This is a genomic window from Desulfopila inferna, assembly GCF_016919005.1.
GTDB lineage: Bacteria > Desulfobacterota > Desulfobulbia > Desulfobulbales > Desulfocapsaceae > Desulfopila_A > Desulfopila_A inferna.
Genome location: NZ_JAFFQE010000004.1, coordinates 361,863 through 381,916 on the forward strand (window position 1 = coordinate 361,863; position 20,054 = coordinate 381,916).

General features: G+C 47.8%; 18 protein-coding genes. 9 read left to right on the forward strand and 9 right to left on the reverse strand.

Translation table 11 applies throughout. The annotated features are described in order from the left end of the window. Positions 1 to 18: 18 nt before the first annotated feature. Positions 19 to 1,146, forward strand: coding sequence for a dissimilatory-type sulfite reductase subunit beta (gene dsrB / locus JWG88_RS12520; RefSeq protein ID WP_205234112.1), 1,128 nt, complete (start codon positions 19 to 21; stop codon positions 1,144 to 1,146). A gap of 87 nt (positions 1,147 to 1,233) precedes the next feature. Continuing rightward, positions 1,234 to 1,464 (forward strand): dissimilatory sulfite reductase D family protein, encoded by a 231-nt coding sequence (locus tag JWG88_RS12525; protein ID WP_205234113.1) that lies wholly within the window; start codon positions 1,234 to 1,236, stop codon positions 1,462 to 1,464. A gap of 373 nt (positions 1,465 to 1,837) precedes the next feature. Here JWG88_RS12525 and ahcY read toward each other — a convergent pair whose 3' ends face one another. Both ahcY and metK read right to left on the reverse strand, forming a co-directional pair. Beyond that, positions 1,838 to 3,136 carry an adenosylhomocysteinase gene (gene ahcY / locus JWG88_RS12530; protein ID WP_205234114.1) on the reverse strand — a complete coding sequence of 433 codons (1,299 nt, stop codon included), beginning with the start codon at positions 3,134 to 3,136 and terminating at the stop codon, positions 1,838 to 1,840. Between the two features lie 80 nt (positions 3,137 to 3,216). Then, positions 3,217 to 4,386, reverse strand: a complete 1,170-nt coding sequence (metK, locus tag JWG88_RS12535; RefSeq protein WP_205234115.1) for a methionine adenosyltransferase — start codon at positions 4,384 to 4,386, stop codon at positions 3,217 to 3,219. A 511-nt stretch (positions 4,387 to 4,897) separates the two neighbouring features. On the opposite strand from metK, the gene JWG88_RS12540 reads away from it, so the two are divergent. The 3 genes from JWG88_RS12540 to JWG88_RS12550 are packed head-to-tail and all read left to right on the forward strand — an operon-like array spanning position 4,898 to position 6,357. Further along, the gene (locus tag JWG88_RS12540) at positions 4,898 to 5,869 is read left to right on the forward strand and encodes a KpsF/GutQ family sugar-phosphate isomerase (protein WP_205234116.1); all 972 of its coding nucleotides are present in this window, start codon (positions 4,898 to 4,900) and stop codon (positions 5,867 to 5,869) included. A 21-nt stretch (positions 5,870 to 5,890) separates the two neighbouring features. Beyond that, positions 5,891 to 6,082: a CooT family nickel-binding protein gene (locus tag JWG88_RS12545; protein ID WP_205234117.1), complete on the forward strand. Its 192-nt coding sequence runs from the start codon at positions 5,891 to 5,893 to the stop codon at positions 6,080 to 6,082. Between the two features lie 20 nt (positions 6,083 to 6,102). After that, positions 6,103 to 6,357: a DUF8180 domain-containing protein gene (locus JWG88_RS12550; RefSeq protein ID WP_205234118.1), complete on the forward strand. Its 255-nt coding sequence runs from the start codon at positions 6,103 to 6,105 to the stop codon at positions 6,355 to 6,357. 274 nt (positions 6,358 to 6,631) lie between these two features. Here JWG88_RS12550 and JWG88_RS12555 read toward each other — a convergent pair whose 3' ends face one another. Then, on the reverse strand, positions 6,632 to 9,127 hold the full coding sequence (locus JWG88_RS12555) for a hypothetical protein (RefSeq protein ID WP_205234119.1): 2,496 nt from the start codon (positions 9,125 to 9,127) through the stop codon (positions 6,632 to 6,634). 392 nt (positions 9,128 to 9,519) lie between these two features. Here JWG88_RS12555 and JWG88_RS12560 point away from each other — a divergent pair, with 392 nt between their 5' ends. Then, on the forward strand, positions 9,520 to 10,557 hold the full coding sequence (locus JWG88_RS12560; RefSeq protein ID WP_205234120.1) for a DUF4388 domain-containing protein: 1,038 nt from the start codon (positions 9,520 to 9,522) through the stop codon (positions 10,555 to 10,557). Positions 10,558 to 10,722: 165 nt separating this feature from the next. Here JWG88_RS12560 and JWG88_RS12565 read toward each other — a convergent pair whose 3' ends face one another. From JWG88_RS12565 to larB, 4 genes are all read right to left on the reverse strand, one after another. After that, a complete protein-coding gene (locus JWG88_RS12565; RefSeq protein WP_205234121.1) occupies positions 10,723 to 11,352 on the reverse strand; it encodes an HAD family hydrolase in 630 nt (209 codons plus the stop codon). Next, positions 11,349 to 12,092 (reverse strand): YkgJ family cysteine cluster protein, encoded by a 744-nt coding sequence (locus tag JWG88_RS12570; RefSeq protein WP_205234122.1) that lies wholly within the window; start codon positions 12,090 to 12,092, stop codon positions 11,349 to 11,351. The genes JWG88_RS12565 and JWG88_RS12570 overlap by 4 nt, the downstream gene beginning before the upstream one ends. Before the next feature lie 11 nt (positions 12,093 to 12,103). Next, entirely contained in the window at positions 12,104 to 14,668 is a 2,565-nt protein-coding gene (gene secD / locus JWG88_RS12575; protein WP_205234123.1) for a protein translocase subunit SecD, read from the reverse strand. A 168-nt stretch (positions 14,669 to 14,836) separates the two neighbouring features. Further along, positions 14,837 to 15,598: a nickel pincer cofactor biosynthesis protein LarB gene (larB, locus tag JWG88_RS12580; RefSeq protein ID WP_240194420.1), complete on the reverse strand. Its 762-nt coding sequence runs from the start codon at positions 15,596 to 15,598 to the stop codon at positions 14,837 to 14,839. Between the two features lie 290 nt (positions 15,599 to 15,888). On the opposite strand from larB, the gene JWG88_RS12585 reads away from it, so the two are divergent. Next, positions 15,889 to 16,323 (forward strand): NIL domain-containing protein, encoded by a 435-nt coding sequence (locus tag JWG88_RS12585; protein WP_205234125.1) that lies wholly within the window; start codon positions 15,889 to 15,891, stop codon positions 16,321 to 16,323. A 247-nt stretch (positions 16,324 to 16,570) separates the two neighbouring features. Then, positions 16,571 to 17,098, forward strand: coding sequence for a hypothetical protein (locus JWG88_RS12590; RefSeq protein WP_205234126.1), 528 nt, complete (start codon positions 16,571 to 16,573; stop codon positions 17,096 to 17,098). 103 nt (positions 17,099 to 17,201) lie between these two features. On the opposite strand, the gene JWG88_RS12595 is transcribed toward JWG88_RS12590, so the two are convergent. After that, a complete protein-coding gene (locus JWG88_RS12595; RefSeq protein WP_205234127.1) occupies positions 17,202 to 17,900 on the reverse strand; it encodes an outer membrane protein assembly factor BamD in 699 nt (232 codons plus the stop codon). 133 nt (positions 17,901 to 18,033) lie between these two features. Further along, positions 18,034 to 18,360, reverse strand: coding sequence for a thioredoxin (gene trxA / locus JWG88_RS12600; protein WP_205234128.1), 327 nt, complete (start codon positions 18,358 to 18,360; stop codon positions 18,034 to 18,036). A 393-nt stretch (positions 18,361 to 18,753) separates the two neighbouring features. On the opposite strand from trxA, the gene hemL reads away from it, so the two are divergent. Next, positions 18,754 to 20,046 (forward strand): glutamate-1-semialdehyde 2,1-aminomutase, encoded by a 1,293-nt coding sequence (hemL, locus tag JWG88_RS12605; RefSeq protein ID WP_205234129.1) that lies wholly within the window; start codon positions 18,754 to 18,756, stop codon positions 20,044 to 20,046. The last annotated feature ends 8 nt before the right edge of the window (positions 20,047 to 20,054 follow it).

A 20,054-nucleotide genomic window follows, 5' to 3' on the forward strand; every position in this document is an offset into this window, starting at 1 on the left:
TATAAGGAGATTTCTATCATGGGTTATAATCCAGAAAAACCGATGGAAGGAAGAATATCTGATCTTGGTCCACCACATTATGCACAGTTTCAGCCTGCTGTCATAAAAGAAAACAAGGGAAAATGGCTCTATCACGAAATAGTCAAGCCTGGTGTTCTGATGCATAAATCAGAGACCGGTGCTGAAGTATATTCCGTTCGTGTGGGCTGTGCCCGGCTGGTATCAGTCGAATACATTCGCGAAGTCTGCGACATAGCCGATAAGCATTGTGACGGGTATCTTCGTTTCACCACCAGAAACAACATTGAGTTCATGGTTGATTCTAAAGATAAGGTCCAGCCTCTGCTCGATACTCTGGCAACCTATGGAACGAAGTATCCTGTAGGCGGTACAGGAGCCGGTGTAACCAACATCGTTCACACCCAGGGCTGGGTACATTGCCATACTCCTGCTACTGACGCCTCCGGCGTAGTAAAAGCCGTTATGGATGAGCTCTTCGAGTATTTCGGATCACACAAGCTTCCGGCCCAGGTACGTATTGCCCTGGCCTGCTGTCTCAACATGTGTGGTGCTGTTCACGCTTCCGATATCGCCATCCTTGGTGTCCATCGCAAGCCGCCGATGATCGATCACAAGCGTATCACCGGTGTCTGTGAGCTTCCTCTGGCCATCTCCTCCTGTCCTCTGGGGGCCGTCAAACCAGCCAAGGTGGAAGTTGATGGCAAGGAAATCAAAACAGTAAAAGTAACCGTTGAGCGCTGTATGTTCTGCGGTAACTGCTACACCATGTGTCCTGCGATGCCGATGGCAGATCCGGACGGCGATGGTATTGCGATTTTGGTAGGTGGTAAGGTTTCAAACAGCAAATCCGCCCCTAAATTTTCCAAACTGGTTATTCCCTTCCTGCCGAACAATACTCCACGCTGGCCTGAGACTGTCTCGGCGGTTAAGAAGATTCTGGAAGCATATTCCGCAGATGCCAGAAAATATGAGCGTGTCGGGGAATGGGCTGAGCGAATTGGCTGGGAGAAATTCTTTGAGAAATGTGATATCCCATTTACTGAAAAGAGCATCGATGACTATCGCCTTGCATACGACACCTGGCGTACTACTACGCAGTTCAAGTATACAAGCCACATCAAGTAATTAAGCGTGATATTCGGGCTGCACCGGTTGGCGGAGCAGCCCGACACTGAGATGCTTTCTTCTATAATTCTTTAAAGGAGATTTATCATGGCCTTAAGTAAAGATGAGCTCAAAGCAGCAATACTGGAGAAAGCAACAAAATCTCCAAAACCGCAATTATACATCAAAGATTTTTACAAATGTGATCCCGAGTCAAAGCCTCGCGTCATAAAAAATCTTGCCAATGAGATGGTTCGTGAGGGAACATTGATGTTCTGGTCTTCCGGATCCACCACAATGTATGCCGTCCCTTCTCGTATCCAGAATGAAGAGAAGTAGCGATAGCTCATAGAAATTACATAGAGCTGATTGTGTCGTTTTTCAAGTGTAGGGCCTGTTTTGGTTCTACACTTTTTTTTTGCTCCCCACCCTTGAGCCTCCCTTTCACTTCTCTTAAAAATCAAACATTACATAACGCTAAGAGATCCATAACTGTCTCAGCAGGCGAGCAGTGACGATGAAGTTTTCAGGATCCCTGCCAGTAGCGAAGGTAGCAGATTGCAGGGTGGAATGGGCAGGCGTAAAGGGCTCTGGCGGATCTGCTAAGAAAGGTCCGAGGGCAGGGCGGTAGGGCGCAGGCGCATTAGCCCTCCCGGGCAAGAGCCGCTGGCTCCACCGAGAGGGGCTGATTTCGCAGGAAAAATCATCTGGATTAGTAACGATAATATTCGGGTTTATATGGTCCTTCGACCTTGACTCCGATATACTTAGCCTGTTCTTCGTTCAAGGTAGTGAGATTGGCTCCGATTTTCATCAGATGCAGTTTGGCCACCATTTCATCAAGCGCTTTAGGCAAAAAATACACTTTGTTTTCATAGTTATGGCCATTGCGCCACAACTCTATCTGGGCCAGTACCTGATTTGAAAAGGAGTTGCTCATCACGAAACTGGGATGGCCGGTGGCACAGCCCAGATTGACCAGGCGCCCCTCTGCCAGTATGATAATTTTTTTGCCGTCAGGAAAGATGACATGATCCACCTGGGGCTTGATATTTTCCCATTGGAGTTCTCTGATTCCGGCGATATCGATTTCTGAATCAAAGTGGCCGATATTGCATACTATAGCCTCATTCGGCATTGCCTCCATATGGGCGCGGGTAATTACCTTGAGATTGCCTGTGCAGGTAACGAAAATATTGCCCAGAGGAGCAATCTCTTCCATGGTGACCACGCGATATCCTTCCATGGCTGCCTGCAGGGCGCAGATAGGATCAATTTCCGTCACATATATATTTGCCCCCATTCCCCGAAGTGCCTGGGCGCATCCTTTGCCAACATCGCCATAGCCGACAACAACAGCATTTTTGCCGGCGATCATGACATCAGTTCCCCTTTTGATCCCGTCGATCAGCGACTCTCGACAGCCGTAGAGGTTGTCGAATTTGGATTTGGTCACGGAATCATTCACGTTGATGGCCGGGCACATCAATGTCCCTGCCGCCGCCATCTCATTAAGTCGGTGCACCCCTGTCGTTGTTTCTTCACTGATGCCGCGGATATTGACCACATCATCCTTATATTTCTCATGCATCACTAAAGTAAGATCGCCGCCGTCATCCAGGATCATATTGGGACGCCAGTTATCGGGACCGAAAATGGTTTGGTCGATGCACCACCAGAATTCCTCTTCAGTCTCTCCCTTCCAGGCAAAGGTTGGGATCCCAGCTGCGGCCATGGCGGCAGCGGCATGATCCTGGGTGGAGAAAATATTACAGGAAGACCAGCGCACTTCGGCACCAAGAGCCACCAGGGATTCCATCAGCACTGCGGTCTGAATGGTCATATGGATACAACCGGCGATTCGAGCGCCCTTGAGCGGTTGTTCCTTACTGTATTGCTCCCGTATGGCCATGAGCCCAGGCATTTCGGTTTCTGCAATTTTTATTTCTTTTCTTCCCCAGTCAGCCAGGGAAATATCTGCGATTTTATAATCGTTTGTGGTTGTAGTCATTGTGTATTCCTCGAATTTCATTAATCATCAAAAGCCGGCCGCTGTTTAAGGAGGGCCGCAATTCTTTCGGTGGAGTGAGCTTATTTGATATGTTTGGCAACATCCTTCAATTGCTCGGCTTTGTCGGTTCTCTCCCAAGTGAATTCCGGAAGCTCCCTGCCAAAATGACCATAGGAAGCAGTGCTCTGATAAATCGGTCTGAGAAGATCGAGATGCTGGATGATGGCCTTTGGTCTGAGATCGAAACATTCCATAATGACCTTCTTGATCTTGTCGTCGGAAATTGATCCGGTGCCAAATGAGTTAACGTTAATTGAAACAGGCTTGGATAAACCGATGGCGTAGGCAATTTGCACCTCCACCTCGGTGGCAATGCCGGCGGCAACTAAGTTCTTTGCGACATATCTTCCCATATAGGATGATGAACGGTCGACCTTGGATGGATCCTTGCCGGAGAAGGCTCCGCCGCCATGTGAACCTTTACCGCCATAAGTATCGACTATTATTTTGCGTCCGGTAACGCCGCAATCGCCAACTGGTCCGCCAATGACAAAACGCCCGGTGGGATTGATGTAATATTTGGTGTTCTTGTCAACCATGGAAGTAGGCAGGATGGGTTTGATGATTTCTTCCATCACAGCTTCCTGAAGATCTTCATAACCGATAGTCTCGTCATGCTGGGTAGAAAGCACAATTGCTTCGATACGTTTCGGTGAGCCACCCTGGTACTCAACGGTAACCTGGCTCTTCGCATCAGGCCTCAGCCAGGATAGTTTGCCCTGCTTGCGGACAAATGCCTGCTTTTGGGTTAAACGGTGGGCTAGAGTAATGGGAAGGGGCATCAGGACTTCGGTTTCGTTGGAAGCGTAGCCGAACATCAATCCCTGATCTCCGGCACCCTGATCAAGATCGAGACCTGTTCCTTCGTTTACACCCTGGGCAATATCGGAGGATTGCTTGTCTATGGTAGTCATGACAGCACAGGACTGCCAGTCAAAACCCATTTCTGATGAATTATAACCTATCTCACGAACAGTTTTACGGACCACATCCGGCATGTCAACCCAGGCGCTGGTGGTAATCTCACCGGCAATAAGGACCATGCCGGTGGTGACCAGGGTTTCACAGGCCACACGTGAATGTATATCCTGAGTCAATATTGCATCAAGTACAGCATCTGAGATTTGATCGGCGACCTTATCGGGATGACCCTCGGAAACAGACTCAGAAGTAAAAAGATAATTAGGCATGTAATCGGCTCCATTCAAGGAAAATCATTTAAAGTAGAGTAAGTGGAAGCTATTTGCACCTGTGGAAGTACATTTCCCGATATTACAAGAAGGTAATGCTCGTGAGGCTGCAAGTCTCAGGTAAGCGATAGACTCAGAGAATAATGCTAGGAGTCGGCTTCGCAGGTTTGGAAATAACGTTCTATAATAAAGCATTCTGAACATTGGTGCCATTGAGAAAAGAAGTAAAAGTGGAATAAAATTTTTTTTCAATGAAAATGGTAGTAAAAACAAATGGAATTTTCTTGATCATGATGCCCGAGTGATTAAGATACAGAGGCCCTCATGTTTCCACGGGCAGTTTTTCAGAATGTCTCCCTTGAAAAAGGGAAAGGAAAGTATCAATTATCTAACCCAGCTCAGCTGGACTCTTACCCCCTTGAGGGGTATAAGAACCTTCAGGCTTGTTATTTCCTTGCAAAAAAACACAGGGAAATATCAGTTGCAGGGTATAAAATTTGAAAGGAATTCCATGTCGATAGAAGAAGCCCGGAATGTCCTGCTTATTGAAGAGCAGGGCCTTTCCGCCGTACGCCGGAAAATTGGTGCTGAATTTGAGAAGGCAATTGAGGCTATCCTGGAATGCCCGACCCGTGTGGTGATTACCGGTATTGGTAAATCAGGGATTATCGGACAGAAAATAGCCGCGACTTTGAACAGCACGGGTACACCGGCCTTTTTTCTCCATCCCGTAGAGGCAATGCACGGGGATCTGGGCATGGTCGCTGCAACCGACATTGTCATTGCTATTTCCTATTCGGGCCGAACCGCAGAGCTTAATATCCTTTTGCTGAGCTTGAAAAAAAGAGGTATTTCCGTTATTGCCATGACTGGAGGACTCGACTCTCCTCTTGCAGGGGCAGCTGATATCGTGCTCGATATAGGTGTTCCTAAAGAAGCATGCCCTCTAGGCCTGGCCCCGACCGCCTCGACCACTGCAACACTGGCCATGGGAGATGCCTTGTCTGTTGTTCTTCTCAACAGGAAAAAGTTTCAGGCCTCCGACTTCCGCTATAATCATCCGGGCGGCAGCCTGGGCGAGCGTCTCAAGGTCAAGGTTCGAGAGGTTATGGTATCCGGAAGCAGAGTTCCGATGATTCTTGATAATCAATCCGCTGTCAGCGGTGTACGGATACTCAACGAAAAAAACCTCGGGGCGGTTCTCATTGTCAATGATAGCAATGAAATTGTGGGGATTTTAACCGATGGCGATGTTCGCCGATATATCGCAGAGCAACGGAGTTTCAGCGGCCGGTCGGTGGGGGAGGTAATGACTCCGGAGCCTGTGTGTATCGACGGGGAGATGCTTGCCGCTGATGCCTTGAGCATTATGCAGCGCCATGAGATTACAATTTTGCCTATCATTGATAATCAACGGAAACTTGCCGGAATGCTGCACCTGCACGACCTGCTCGGTAAGGGAGAATTCCGGTTTTTGGTTTAACACTACGATGGAGGATGTAATATGTGTCAGGTAAGCGCTTATGTTAAAAAGGGCGAACAGGATGAGCTTCTCAAAGAAAATGTCACCAAAATAGAGGTGTTGGAGAAGGGGCTCCGCATAACCACCTTATTCGAAGGGCCTGCTGATTATACTGACATGATGCTGAAATATATTGACTTTTCCGGTGGAAGGGTGATACTCGAAAAACATTAACCTCATCATAGGCTGATACAATGAAAGAATTTGAAAAACTGCGAGTGCTTCTGCCCCATTGGATAGAGCATAACAATGGGCATGAGACCGAATGCATAAGGTGGGCTGAGCTTGCCAGGAGTGAGGGCTGGGACAAGGTTGCCAAATATATCGAGGATGCGGTCACCGCTATGAAAGAGGCCGACAGATTGCTGGAAAAAGCCCTGCTTGAAGCCGGCGGACCTTCTTCCTCCTCCGGTCAATCTCATTCTCATACTCATCATCATCACGACTGAAGGCTTTGAATCTGTATCTGAATTGAATTATCCGGAGTCGTTTGGTCGGTCAGAGGAGGGGGAAATACCCCTCCGGCTGTTTGGCAAAGGAGATTTTTGTCTAGTTGGGACCTGTCGGAGAAAGCACTTTCTCGAGTCTTTGCTTACCGCCCATCCCGGCGTTGTTTTCAGAAAGAACCAATGCTCGCAGGGCGCAGACTCCGATATTAAGTATACGACTTTGCTTGATTTTCTGACTTAATCTGAGAAAAAATTACAATTCTCCGATACACTCCTAGTTGGACTCGCTATAGAACTGCCAGGTCTTCAGGATGGGATCATAAAGATAGAGCATGAGAAGACGCAGTTTTCTGCCCCGGTTACTCTCCAGACACTGGAGTTCATAGAGTTCCTTGCCCTCGATATTACGGAGAAAGGTGACTTTCGGATCACTCAGATACTCCGGAATAGCGGCACTGTAATTGGTCTCGAAAATTTCTTTGTAGTTGTCTTTCAGATAGGCGATACGTCGAGCGGTTGTTGCTTTATCGCGTGTTTCGGTGATGGTCTGCCGGGTTCCCTCAATGATCGTCTTGAACTCCATATCGTCCTGCAAGTTATTGAGATTTACAGCGCTGATTACCTTTTCCAGTGTGGTTATCGCCTCGCTGTGCCGCTCATTTTGCAGATGTACATCGGCCATCTGCTTGTATTGCACAATACGGGTCCGCAGTATGATGCGTTCGAGTTGTTGTTTGATCTCGTCGGGGTTTATACGCTGAAGCAGGTCTTTTTTAGAGTTGAGCAGCCTGATTGCCTCCTGGTATTTCCCAATGGCCTGGTCAAGCTTCGCCTGGGAAAAGGCGTTTTTGGCACCACTGATATAGGAGAAGAGTTCCGCTTCCGCCATATTGGCATAAAGTGAATCGACGTCACGGCGGTTGTCGGATATAGAAGAGTTAACCCGCAGCTGCAGTGCCTTTTCATATTGTTTTACGGCACTCTCCCAATCGTCGGTGTTGAAAAATTTCTCACCAAGATCAAGGTGTTGTAAGTATTCTATTTCGTGGATTTTGGGCTCTATCATTGTAACCAGGTCTCGCCCAAGTTCCTCCGGAAGAGCCTCGGCTTCACTGAGTGCCGAGGCATACATTTCATGACTTTTCTCCAGTTCGCCTCTGGACATCAGGGCGGAGCCTTTGTTCGCAGTGATATGAATTTCAGCTATGCGTATTTTTTCCGAGATGTCACGAAGGTAACTCTCCTCGATGTTTTCTTGTATCGGTTTGACATTCTTTAATGCCGACCTGTACTTATCCACTGCGTTGAGCCATAAAGATTTATCATACAGGGCGTCCCCTTCTTTCCTGAGGGCATTGAAGTCAGACACTCTGTCCATATCTGCTTTTCTGACATATTTTCCCTCAAAGAGGACGCGTCCGGAGAGGCCCTGAATCATATCCTCAGAGGCAAGTGTCAGCTTTATCTGTTTTTGCAGAGCGTCGCGTTCGTCATTTTTGTAAATACTGATTTTTTTGAGGGTAGAAAGCGCCTCATCACACTCGATCTGGGCTTTTTTAAACTGCCCCTGATCAATAAGTTGGGCACAATCATTGTAGAGGTGGAGGCTTTTCTCCAGATGCGATTTCGCGGTGATAAGAGGTGTGATAAAAAACATTGCCAGAGCGAGAACAATAATGCCGCCAAGCAGAGGCAGGTATTTAATAGTGACTTTAGTGGTTTCCTCAAAGAAGGCAACACGCTTTTTCGGCTTTCCCGGAGGTGGTTCATCTGGAGACCCTGGCTGGTCAGACGTGCCGTCATCTGCGGCCCACTCATCAGTTGTCCAATCATCGCCTGAGAGTTCAACCGAGTTTCTGGTTCGCTCTATATTTTCCTCAATATTGGGGAAATCGGGAACAAGATGCGCCACTTTTTCGAAGAGCTCGAGTGCCTTCTGAGGATCCCCCCGATGCTCAAATTCATCAGCTTCACGTTGCAGGTTTTGGGCATTTTTGAGAACACTTTCTACATTTGTCTCAATATCGATTAGATCTTCAGGTCGTTCCGTTTCTGAGAGCTCATTGAGAAAAATAGAAAGCTCGTAATAGCGTTTCTGCCGGATGAGCAGTTGTATACGATTAACGGAGCTTTTGCCTGAACTCCGAAGGGTGGAGGGAGTCAATCTCTCCTCTTGCTTTTCAAGGTCGGACTCCCATTCATCGTCAAGATAATCCGTACTGTCGGTAAAATCATCGTTGTTGAGAATATCAATTCCCGGTGGTTGAATCAACTCTTCAGAGAGGGCGGGAGAAACAGTGTTTTCTAAGGGCGGCAGCGAGAGATCGATATTTTCGAAGGGTAATTTTCCGGCGATTTTCCTATACCAGGCCAGGGCGGCATCGTTGAAGACATTCTCTCTGGAATAGACTTCACCGCTGATCATTTTGCCGATATGGACAATCAACTCCGTTAGCGTCTTGTCTTTGGTCCAGAATTCGCCGATACATATGGCGGCCTGATCAAAATCGGGATGAAACGTACCCGATCTCGGAGAACAGCTGGGAGGGAAATGCGGGAACCCGAAAGGAATACTGATAAAGACGATATGATTCCTGGTTTCTATTATATTTCCATCTTCATCCCGCGCCAGCCCGAGAATGTTGTATCGTATTTCATATTTCTCAGGAGGGTCGCCATCAGCAGGGATAGTCTGAATATATGGATTTGCTTTGAATGCGGCTTTTATTTCCTGAAGAGTATTTCGTAGCTGTTCGTTTGGGGTAGCCATACGCCTAGAGGATTTCGGTACGAAAAAGTGCTGAGTTAGTAATTAAGCAAAAAATTATGCTCCCTTGCTTTGCTTGATTAGACTGCACCAGAATAACAGAGAAGCGGCCTAAAATGTAGATAAATGTTTTTTAACTTTCATTTAGGCGGTAAAAGTTGATAAAATCGGAGCCTCAGCTTAAGGATAACCATATCAGCTGCAGGTGATGAGCCATTACCTTTTGCCGTATTTATGGAATCATGGTATTTAACTGAGGACGTTGTAAAAAACGCGATCTCCCTCGTTGCAGGTTTTGGCTTGCCCCAAAAAAAACTGCGTCTTGTATATCGGAGGTTCTTATCCAGCTATCTGACGAGCTATGTGGCAAATTTTTAGGTGATTATCAGACTTGAATGAAACCCTTTCGCGCCGTTTTCCAGATCATTGATAATAATAATTGCCCTCTCTATGAGTCGGAGGACATATTTACTTTGACACAGAAATCGCTCTCCTTTCCTGAGGGAAAAGAGAGTTGCCTGATTTTGGTGAGAGAGTTGACTCAACTCCTGTTTCAGCTCCTCGAGGAAAACGGTGAGCCTGATTTTGTGAAAAAATATACCTGCAGCGGGTGTACCGGCCTCATTAAGTTTCAGCAGGTCCAGGGCGAAGAGAAAACCCTGCAAGGTAGCGAGGAATCTCTGCTCTCTGAAAAAGAGCAGAAACTTTTTGATAAAATTCGGAATTATGCACTGCTGAAAGCCATACCCGCCAAGCATCTGAAGAAATCCATAAGTTGCTTCAAGGGGAAAATTGTAAGAGAGAAGAGTCTGTTGATCACCAAGGGTCAATTGAATGAACATCTCTACATTCTGCTCTCGGGTGAGGTCATGGTAGAAGATGGTGAAGTTCCCATCAGCCGACTGGGTGAGGGCGAATTATGCGGAGAGATGAGCTACTTCGGTGACAGTATTGCCAGCACCTCCGTGCGTGCTCTTGAGGAAACCAGGGTTCTTGCCATCAGCGGCAAGGATTTCGGCAAACTCATCAAAAAATCAGATGCCGTGCAAATGCATATGGCCCGTCTATTGGCTGAACGATTATCGAGGGCCAATTCCAGGCGGGCCAGTGATTTCGGCTCCAGTATGCAGGGAAAATTAAATGAAATGGCCCCTGCCGAATTATTGCAGGTTTTTCACATGCACCAGAAAACAGGAGTCCTGAGCCTCGAGTTGCCCAGGGGCAACGCTAAGGTTTCTTTTCTGGAGGGCTCAATCGTTGTGGCCAACTATGCCGGTAAAAGCGGTCAGGATGCTGTCTTTGCCATTCTGGTCGAGCGGGAGGGGGTCTATAATTTTACTTCCGGTCTACCGGATCGTGAAATGCAGCAATCCGCTATCGGCGATTTTATGATGCTCCTTATGGAAGGAGTGAAAAGAGGTGACGAAGGATAAAGAACTCCCTTTGGCCCGGATGTTTCATGAGGCTTGCCCGTAGGCTGAAATAGATGTTACTTGCTTATGGTGATACTTTGTACTCTGAAAAAAATTTCATACTCATGTAAAAACATTAATAATAAAATATCTTATAAGAAATGACTATTTCATGAATTGTTCTGGCTAGCTCCGCAACGGCGGCAGTGTCAGGATTTCCATAAAGGAGGAAACATGGAACTTAGCTGGCAAGTCTTTGTTTTTGAAAGCTATAAGCGGAACATCGCAGGATGATGCATGTTCGCTGTCAATAATGGAATCCCCGATAAAGATCGTTTCTGCAGCGGTGCACTGAAAATGATTGAGAATTTCTATGAGACCATCGGGCGCAGGTTTCGATCTGACCGCTGTTTGCGAGGTTACCACCTTGGCGAAAAACTCTTGCAGGCCGAAAATCCGCAGCAGTGGCTCCATGGTGTTGCCGCGGTTGGTGGAAATGGCCAGATGGAACTTATCTTTTACTATGTGCAGAAAATCCATGAGGTCTTCTTCCATCCTCATGTGGGGAAGAAAGCGTTCATAGCCAAGTTCGCGGCGAAAAGCTTCAATTTCCTCAAATGAATTTTCGGGATAATTCCGGAAAATGTGACGAACGGAATCGGAGGCGCTATGCATGTGGGCATATTCCAGCTCGCTTTCATCCATAGGTGGATGGCGGAAATGCTTGAGTAAATGATTGTAATATTCCCGGTTGGCCCGGCGCGAGTCAAAAAGGACGCCGTCGCAGTCGAAGACGATCAGTTTCAGCACGTTCATACTCTATCCTCTTCAGCAAAGAAGCGCTCTTTGAGCCACTCAATGGCGTAGAGGAGCAGTTTCTCATCATCTGCAAGTTCCTCCTGTATATGCGGAGGGGGGACATCAGTCCCGGCTTGACCTGAAAACAACCTCTTCCTGAAAGTATCCAGATCATAAAGAGCATGGGTAAAGAGTGTGACCTGCTCGTCCGAAAGGCGCATGCCGCCACGAATTCTTTCATGCTGGAGAAGAGTTCCGAGGAGATCATTCATGCGGTTATAGGTATCTAGACCCTGTTCTTCGCTGTATCGCCTGGCGGTCTGGCGGCAAGATTCCCCAAACCCATTGCAGTGCTCCTCGTTGAGCAGGACGAAAAAACTTTCAATGCTGTTATCTGCTTTACGCATGGCGGCCCTGCCGAGCGGATAGGCGCGACATGCTCCGGGGCGATCTGTGTAGACGGTGCAACCTTTCGGCGTCACAAAAACGCAGCTGGCATTGCCGTCATCGACCATGGTCAGGTAGAAGCGTGGAAAGATATCTGTATCGTCCTGTTCGGTAATGACGTATTTTTCCAGGAATTCACTTGAATCCAGTCCGAGCGCATTTTTTAGGCGCAGCATGTCGTATGGGGTCAGGGACAGCTCCAGCTGCCGGCAGCAGTGGGTGAAGCAGTCTACCCCGGTATGGCAGGCAAAAGCAAATTTCTCGTCATCGGCAATACGCCTGATATTTTTTGGTAATATCGGAAGTTTCATCTCTTTATTTTTCAACTTTTGCTGGGTTTCCATAACGTCAGAACCGGGCTTGCTATGAATATGGATGAGTATGTTCCGACAATGACGCCGCACAGCAGGGTGAAGGAGAAATCATGAATAACGGATCCTCCAAAAAGAAATAGAGCAAGCAGAACCATGGCAGATGTCAATGAGGTAACAACGGTTCTGCTGATCACCTGATTGATGCTGACATTGATTAAACCCGGCAGGTTCTTTTTCTCGTCCTTGTGCATATTTTCGCGGATTCGATCAAAGACGACGACGGAATCATTAAGCGAGTATCCCGCGAGGGTGAGCAGTGCGGTGATGATTAACAGGGTAATCTCCACATTCAGTAACCAGCATATGCCGAGAACCACAAGAACGTCATGGAAAGTGGCAATGGCGGCGGCCAGGCCGAATCGTAGATCAAACCTCAGGCCCAGATAAATAATGACACCGACCAGGGAGATGAAGATAGCGAGCAGGGCCTTGTTACGCAGCACCTCGCTGACTGAAGAGCCTATTTCCGATTGACTTTCGAGATTGAATTTGTTTTGCGGCAGGTCCCGATCTAGAATCCGCGAAACGGTTTCGCCGAGATTAGCCACGACTTCTTCTGATTTTTTGATCTTGACGATAAGACGGTTTTCGTTTTCAACCTTCTGCAGATCTACGCCCTGCATCTCGTTACTGTCAAAAACGTTGCGCACTTCGTTCATGGAAAATTCCTGTTGCGTCTTGTACTGCAGCAAAGAACCACCGGTGAAATCAACGCCCAGATTGGCACTGCCGCGGGTAATTTGAATAAAAGAAATTAAGCCGATTGCCACCAGAATACCGGAGAGAACGAAGGTGATGTTTTTGAGGCGCATGAAGTCGAGATTTGAGTTTTTGACAATCTGTATGAATTTAAGACGGCCGATCTTCTTCTTCGCGGCGAGACTGTCAAAGAAGAGACGCGAGCAGAATAACACGGTAAAGAGGTTAAAAATAATACCAAGAGAAAGGGTAACTGCAAAACCTTTGATCGGTCCGGTACCGAAAAGGAACAGAGCCATGGCCGTTATCAGCGTGGTCACCTGGGAATCGATGATGGTCGAGAAGGCTTTGCTGAACCCGCCGTCAATGCTCGATTTGACCGATTTTCCCAGTGTATATTCCTCCCGTATTCTCTCAAAGATGAGGATATTGGCGTCAACAGCCATACCGATGGAGAGAACGATACCGGCAATACCCGGCAGAGTCAGGGTTGCACTAAGAACCGCCAGACCGGTAAAGAGGAAGAGGATATTGAGTATAAGCGCACCGTTGGCGATCACTCCCGACAGGCGATAATAGATGACCATGAAGGCCAGGACCATGATGGCGCCGAAGATACCGGCAGTCAGACCCTTGTCGATGGAATCCTGCCCCAGGCTTGCTCCCACCGTCATGTTCTGGATGATGTCAACCGGTGCCGGCAGGGCGCCGACGCGCAGGACGATTGCCAGATCGGAGGCCTCTTCGTGACTGAAACTGCCGGTGATCTGCGCCGATCCTCCAAGAATTTTTTCGCGGATTACCGGAGCTGAGCGCACAATATCATCGAGAACAATAGCCATCCTTTCCCCGGTATACTCTTCAGTTACATTGGCGAATATCCGGCCGCCTCTACTGGTCATGTCGAGACTTACATAGGGTTCATTGAAGGTTCCGCCTATTCTGACCTGGGCGTCTTTAATCATGTCGCCGGTCATCAGAACCTTGTCTTCCAGCAGAATCGGGCGGAGATATTCCCTGCCCGTCTGTTTGTCCACTTCTTTCTCAAAATAGACGGATGTCTCGGCAGGCAGCAGGCTCCCAACTGCACGGTTAAGCAGCCGAATGGAATCACCCTCCTGCCACTGGCCGGCGTCGACGGCTTTGCCTATAATTTCGTTCAGATTGGTACCTGTGGCATCTGCAACAGCCCTGAACTCAAGTTGAGCGGTGTCGCCGATCAGGTTTATGGCGCGTTCCGGATCTTTGATGCCCGGTAGCTGAATAACGATTTCATCCTCACCCTGACGGATGATAACAGGTTCTGCCACGCCAAATTGATCAATGCGGTTGCGGATGATTTCAAGAGATTGGTCAACTGCATTATTTTCTATAAATTTCAATTTCTCTTTGGTCAGGCGTATCTTAATCCGGGGGAAACTTCCCTCTTTGCTCTCCACGGTAGCTGCAATGTCTTCATCTTCGGCGACTATTTTCTCGACCATTGCCACTGCACTGGTGTTGGGCAATGTAAAGATGATGATATTCGGGGTGGTTGATTGAGTCCGAACCGCGGTAATGGATTGATCGGCAAGGCGGTTCTTGAGGTCGTCTGCGGCCAGCTCAAGGGTGTTTTCCACGGCCTTTTTTAGATTAACCTTGAGGACCAGATGCATGCCGCCCTGAAGATCCAGGCCAAGGCGAAGGCCTTCAGGAGCCATATATGTTTTCCACCAGTCCGGTGCGCCTTTGTAAAACGAAGGGACTACAGTGGTAATGGAGCCTATGATCAAAATTATGAGCAGGCCAAGTTTTAATTTCAGCGATGTATTCATTTATGCCTCTGGTTGCGTTTAAATTTGCAGGTGCCGCGCAAGTTAACTTTGAAAAAGATATTTGGTGACAACACGATCCGCCATCAAAATAGCATGGCGATTATAACGCAATGCCTGAATCTTGCAAGGTTTGCCAAAGATTATGGTCAAAAAAGCGATAAAAAAGGTTTACGGCAAGGTGTTGTGTGCCGTGTTGATGGCTACCGCCATGCAGGCGGCACCAAACCCGTTGTCTATATTGACAACGGCAAGCCCCGGTGCACAGCTGTTGAGCATACCCAAAAGTGCGGTGAATCCTCCAAGATTTGCGCCATAGCCGATGGAGGTAGGCACGCCGATTACCGGAGCACTGACCAGACCGCTGACAACACTGGGAAGTGCTCCTTCCATACCGGCCACGACAATAATTACGGAGGCGGTGGAAAGCAGCGGTTGATTGACAAGCAGACGGTGAAGACCCGCAACCCCAACATCATAGAGTTTCTCGACGGGATGGCCCAGGCTTTCCGCGGTGACTCTGGCCTCTTCCGCCACAGGAATATCGGATGTTCCGGCACAGACTATGACAACCTTGCCGTGGCATTTTTCCATTATCGCCGGCCGAGGATTGCCGCAGAGAATGCCGGCCTTGCGATGATAGCCGAGCTGTGGCAGGTGCTTTTGAACCGCAACTGCTTTTTCTTCCTCAACCCGTGTTACCAGGACAAGGTCCTTCTTTTTCAGCAAGGAGGTGGCGATGGCAGTAATCTGTTCGGCACTTTTTGACTCACCGAAAACCACCTCCGGTATCCCGGTTCTCATGGCCCGCTGATGGTCGAGACAGGCATCTTCGATGGTTTCGGCTGGCTGTGCCTGAATTTTCTGCAGGGCTTCAGTGATGTCGCACTGTCCATTTTTTACACTGGTGAGTATTTCCAGTAGTGTTTTCATGATTCTCATTCTCCTCGGCAAATGACAATGTCGTCTCATCGCCAATGTAGCATGATACTCAATCGATAGCCAGTGTCAATCATCGGGGGAGGACAAGAAAGACTGCAGTGAATTTCTGCTGTATTTTTAGTTACCGGATACCCCGGGGAACAGGGTGCAGGGGGAGCAGGCCATAGAATCAGCGGAGGAAGGCAATGTGAGGTGGCCTGCCTCTATAAAATAGTGTATATATAGGCCCTGGTTTTTGAAAAAAGTACTTCTCTGTTCTATATTAATCAAGGAAGACAATCATGTATGCACGGATTTATATTCTCCGGTTTCCTAAAGATACCAGTGATAAGCCCTTTATTTATAATCTGGTAAAAAAATTCGATGTAGAATCAAATATACTCAAGGCCGACATATTTCCACATAGGGAAGGAATGATGGTACTCGAGCTCAGGGGCGTCAGGAATAATGTCAAGGAGGCGATTCAATATCTAAAGAGCTTCGAGGTCAGAGTCGAGCGACTTGCCGCCGGAATCAGCAGAGATGAACAAAAATGTTTCCAATGCGGCGCCTGTACGGGAATATGCCCTTCCGGTGCACTATTTATGAGAAGATCGGATATGGCGGTTATTTTTGATCCGGAAAAGTGCACCGGCTGCAGTCTTTGTGTCACTATTTGTCCCGTCCGTGCCATGGATGTCTGCCTGGGAGAAGAGCAATATCCTGTAAAGTCATGATTGATGGAGTCGTAAAAAAGCTCAATCTGTCGTTGTAGATCTGAAAAGGCGATTTGCCCAACCACATGTAATGCTCGCCGTTTCAGATACTGGCCTAGCATCAAGCTTTTCGAAGTCGGAGTTTATGCCCGTATGGGTGCTTATCGCAGAGTCCATCCCGGCTCCTTCAATGACTTTTTACGGAACTATCATGATTGCTCTTCTTCTAATTATTATTGAAAATAAATAGAGTTTGTAGTGAGGTGTTATGGGACTTCTTGATCTCAGAAATGAAATTATGGCAGACCTGGATAGCGGAATGGCGCGTGAGGAGGCTTTCAACAGGCGGGTCAGCGCTCATCCGCAGGATGCTTCCAAAGTCGCTTTTGCCATAGCGTCCATACCGAAACAGGAGATGCGTACAAGATATCTCCGCCTGAATAGCGTTCTGTTCCTTATTTTAGTCGGTGTGTCGATAATGGGATTTCTCCAGGAGCTACCCATCGATTTCCAGCAGTCCACCATCTTTATTTTCCTCCGAATCGGCCTTCCGCTGGTGTTCAGTTATTTCGTCTACCAGTTTCATGGGGGTATTTACAGACTGCTGGGTTTTTGGTGCCTTTTCGATCTGCTGGAATGGTTCCTTCTGGCAAAATTCGTAACCCTTTTCGGCCTGCTTAAGCTCATTCTGCTGATATTGGCCATTATTCTGTCTTTTTATATTGCTTTCAAGATATTCCCGAACCTCAGGCTTCTCGGTCCGAAAACAGATGCTCAGGGAAGATTCCTGCTGTAGTTGAAAGGTTTACTTCCTTTTGCCAAAAACCAAATTGCGGGAAGGGCACTAGATAACTATCGCCCCGCCGTTCATCTGAACGGCGGGGCGATAGTTTTAGGATTTATCTTTTTGCCTCAACCTCACTGAGCAGATCTCTTGCCTGGGAGACAATCTCAGTCTGGGGATACATGGCGAGCAGATAATTAAGTCGAACAACGGCTTGACCCGGTTCCTTGGTCCTGATGTAGAATTTCGCTACACTGAATTCATGATTTGCCAAAAATTCCCTGGAGGCCCTAAGTTTGGCTTCGGCATCTGTGATGTAAGGAGATTCAGGATAAGCCTTTACCAGGAGCTGGAATCGTTCGATGGCCTTCTTTGCATTTGAAATATCCCGGTCAATGGTATCAATACGTTTGTAGTAACACATTGCCTTCTGATACATCACATAGGGAATAGCCTCATTGGTAGGGTGCATTTCCTCAAATTTTTCGTAATACACATATGCTTCCGTGTATTTTTCCATATAATAGTGGCAGTCCGCCACTTTCAGTTCGGCCAGCAGCGCCTCTGGTGTAAAGCGGTGGTTATCGAGGATTGTGTTGAAATATTCAAGAGCTACGAAATATTTCCCTCGGTTATATTCCTCCATGCCTTTCTGGGCAAGGATCTGCGGGGCCATACTGAGGTCCATATCTTTCGGGGCGGTATCCTCGAAAAATTTTCCTGATGCCGAACAGCCCGCCAGAAGAGCTAAAAGAGCAATAATAAAAACGAGGTGCAGGGGATGACGGGGTGAAATACCAAGTAATAAGTTCATAAGGAAATAAAGAGACGAAATTAAGAAACACCAGTTTTTGCCGAAAGAAACAGATTCCGGCTAAAATGAACGAAGATCTCCGCTGGCGTATCCTGGCTGAGATACGGTTTGCCGGAGAGCAAAGCAATACATGTTAAATGGCTTTATTGATGAGATCGACGAGCTGAGATTTACCGACGGCTCCGGTGATCTGATCAACAACCTCACCTCCCTTGAACATAATCAGTGTCGGTATGGCTCGTATCCCGAATTTCCCCGGGGTTGCAGGATTATCATCGACATTCATTTTGGCGATATTGATCTTTCCGTCAAACTCCTCAGCGAGATCTTCAACGACTGGGCCGATTGCTTTGCAGGGTCCGCACCATGGGGCCCAGAAATCTACCAGAGTAGGTGTGTCAGAGCCAATAATCGAATCAAAATCTGCATCACTTATCTGTTGGACTTTATCGCTTGCCATATTTTCTTCTCCTTAAAAAGTACGTGATAATAATGATAGTTGGAAAGTAATAGTAAACCGGCTTCAAATGATTACGATCCCGACTTCAGTTTACCTGTTGCCTTTTTCCGTGACAAGTAAAATTGTCACGGAAATTGAATTTGATAATGTAAACTTGAAAGATAGATAGTCAACAGTAAACACTATTTAACAGCAAGGAGCTGGAAGCTGTTTGACACTGTTTCTTTCCCCATGCTATAGTCTTAAGTTTAACCTGATGATCTCGGAAAAGTCATCGAAGTTGCAGGTTGAGGTGTCGGTGCCGGGAAACTTAGGGCATCCGAACAAGCGAAGAGTGCGGATGTACAGAATTCGAGACCAAATTTTCAGATAGAATACAGACAAGGAGATTCCATGGATACAGTCAGATCCGGCCAAATGTTTAAAGAGGCACAGAAATATATTCCCGGCGGGGTGAACAGCCCCGTCAGAGCCTGCCGATCCGTGGGCTGTGAACCGGTGTTTATCGAAAGAGCTGAGGGCTCAACTGTTTACGATGTGGATAGCAACAGATATACCGATTTTGTCTGTTCCTGGGGACCGATGATAATGGGACACGCACATCCTGATATTGTCGAGGCGGTACAGAGGAGTGCAACAGCGGGCACCAGTTTTGGCGCACCCACGCCTTCCGAGGTCGATCTGGCCCGGATGGTGGTCGAGGCGGTACCTTCCGTGGAAAAGGTTCGTTTTGTCAATTCCGGAACGGAGGCGACCATGAGCGCCGTTCGGCTCGCCAGGGGGTACACGGGTAAGAATACCGTGATAAAGTTCGATGGATGTTATCATGGCCATGCCGATTCTTTCCTGATAAAAGCCGGTTCAGGTGTAATCACCCTGGGAATCCCGGGCAGTCCGGGAGTGCCGGATGATGTTGTCAAAAATACCGCTTCGATTCCCTATAATAATGTGGAGATTCTGGAGAGGACACTGCGGGATGAGAAATTGGATATTGCCTGTGTCATTATCGAGCCGGTCGCCGGCAACATGGGCTGCATACCGCCTCAGCCGGAATTTCTGCAGACTCTGAGAAGGCTTACCCGGGAACTGGGCATTATTCTTATCTTCGATGAGGTGATTACCGGTTTCAGATTATCCTATGGCGGTGCCCAGGAATACTTTGATGTCACCCCGGATCTCACCTGTCTGGGGAAGATCATCGGTGGTGGTCTTCCCGTTGGCGCCTACGGCGGCAAGGCTGAAATAATGAACCATATCGCACCAGATGGTCCGGTCTACCAGGCTGGGACCCTGTCAGGCAACCCTCTGGCGATGTCAGCGGGCATAGCTGCCCTGAAAATCCTGCAACGCCCCGGTTTCTACGAAGAGCTCAATGAAAAGAGCGCGGAAACGGCTGACCAGCTGCGGGATGTCGTGCGCCGCGTCGGCATAGACGTGCAGTTGAACAGCATCGGTTCGCTGATGACAGCATTTTTTACAAAAGCCGAGGTGGCGGATTTTGACGGAGCCATGCGATCGGACACCGATCGTTATGGCGCCCATTTCCGTCAGATGCTGTCCCAGGGAATATACCTTGCTCCTTCGCAGTTTGAAGTTGCTTTTATTTCAGCCGCTCACACCACCGATGAGCTGAAAAATCTGGTGAAAATGACTGAATGGTCATTCAAAAAATTGCTGGAAAGTTAAAAAATCCG

What these genes read in the sequence shown, in the direction of transcription:
- JWG88_RS12540 (WP_205234116.1), top strand. Translation starts at nt 4,898, where the DNA reads ATGTCGATAGAAGAAGCCCGGAATGTCCTGCTTATTGAAGAGCAGGGC.
- JWG88_RS12570 (WP_205234122.1), bottom strand. Translation starts at nt 12,092, where the DNA reads ATGAAACTTCCGATATTACCAAAAAATATCAGGCGTATTGCCGATGAC.
- larB (WP_240194420.1), bottom strand. Translation starts at nt 15,598, where the DNA reads ATGAAAACACTACTGGAAATACTCACCAGTGTAAAAAATGGACAGTGC.
- JWG88_RS12550 (WP_205234118.1), top strand. Translation starts at nt 6,103, where the DNA reads ATGAAAGAATTTGAAAAACTGCGAGTGCTTCTGCCCCATTGGATAGAG.
- metK (WP_205234115.1), bottom strand. Translation starts at nt 4,386, where the DNA reads ATGCCTAATTATCTTTTTACTTCTGAGTCTGTTTCCGAGGGTCATCCC.
- JWG88_RS12565 (WP_205234121.1), bottom strand. Translation starts at nt 11,352, where the DNA reads ATGAACGTGCTGAAACTGATCGTCTTCGACTGCGACGGCGTCCTTTTT.
- JWG88_RS12525 (WP_205234113.1), top strand. Translation starts at nt 1,234, where the DNA reads ATGGCCTTAAGTAAAGATGAGCTCAAAGCAGCAATACTGGAGAAAGCA.
- JWG88_RS12585 (WP_205234125.1), top strand. Translation starts at nt 15,889, where the DNA reads ATGTATGCACGGATTTATATTCTCCGGTTTCCTAAAGATACCAGTGAT.
- JWG88_RS12555 (WP_205234119.1), bottom strand. Translation starts at nt 9,127, where the DNA reads ATGGCTACCCCAAACGAACAGCTACGAAATACTCTTCAGGAAATAAAA.
- JWG88_RS12545 (WP_205234117.1), top strand. Translation starts at nt 5,891, where the DNA reads ATGTGTCAGGTAAGCGCTTATGTTAAAAAGGGCGAACAGGATGAGCTT.
- dsrB (WP_205234112.1), top strand. Translation starts at nt 19, where the DNA reads ATGGGTTATAATCCAGAAAAACCGATGGAAGGAAGAATATCTGATCTT.
- hemL (WP_205234129.1), top strand. Translation starts at nt 18,754, where the DNA reads ATGGATACAGTCAGATCCGGCCAAATGTTTAAAGAGGCACAGAAATAT.
- JWG88_RS12590 (WP_205234126.1), top strand. Translation starts at nt 16,571, where the DNA reads ATGGGACTTCTTGATCTCAGAAATGAAATTATGGCAGACCTGGATAGC.
- JWG88_RS12560 (WP_205234120.1), top strand. Translation starts at nt 9,520, where the DNA reads ATGAAACCCTTTCGCGCCGTTTTCCAGATCATTGATAATAATAATTGC.
- JWG88_RS12595 (WP_205234127.1), bottom strand. Translation starts at nt 17,900, where the DNA reads ATGAACTTATTACTTGGTATTTCACCCCGTCATCCCCTGCACCTCGTT.
- trxA (WP_205234128.1), bottom strand. Translation starts at nt 18,360, where the DNA reads ATGGCAAGCGATAAAGTCCAACAGATAAGTGATGCAGATTTTGATTCG.
- secD (WP_205234123.1), bottom strand. Translation starts at nt 14,668, where the DNA reads ATGAATACATCGCTGAAATTAAAACTTGGCCTGCTCATAATTTTGATC.
- ahcY (WP_205234114.1), bottom strand. Translation starts at nt 3,136, where the DNA reads ATGACTACAACCACAAACGATTATAAAATCGCAGATATTTCCCTGGCT.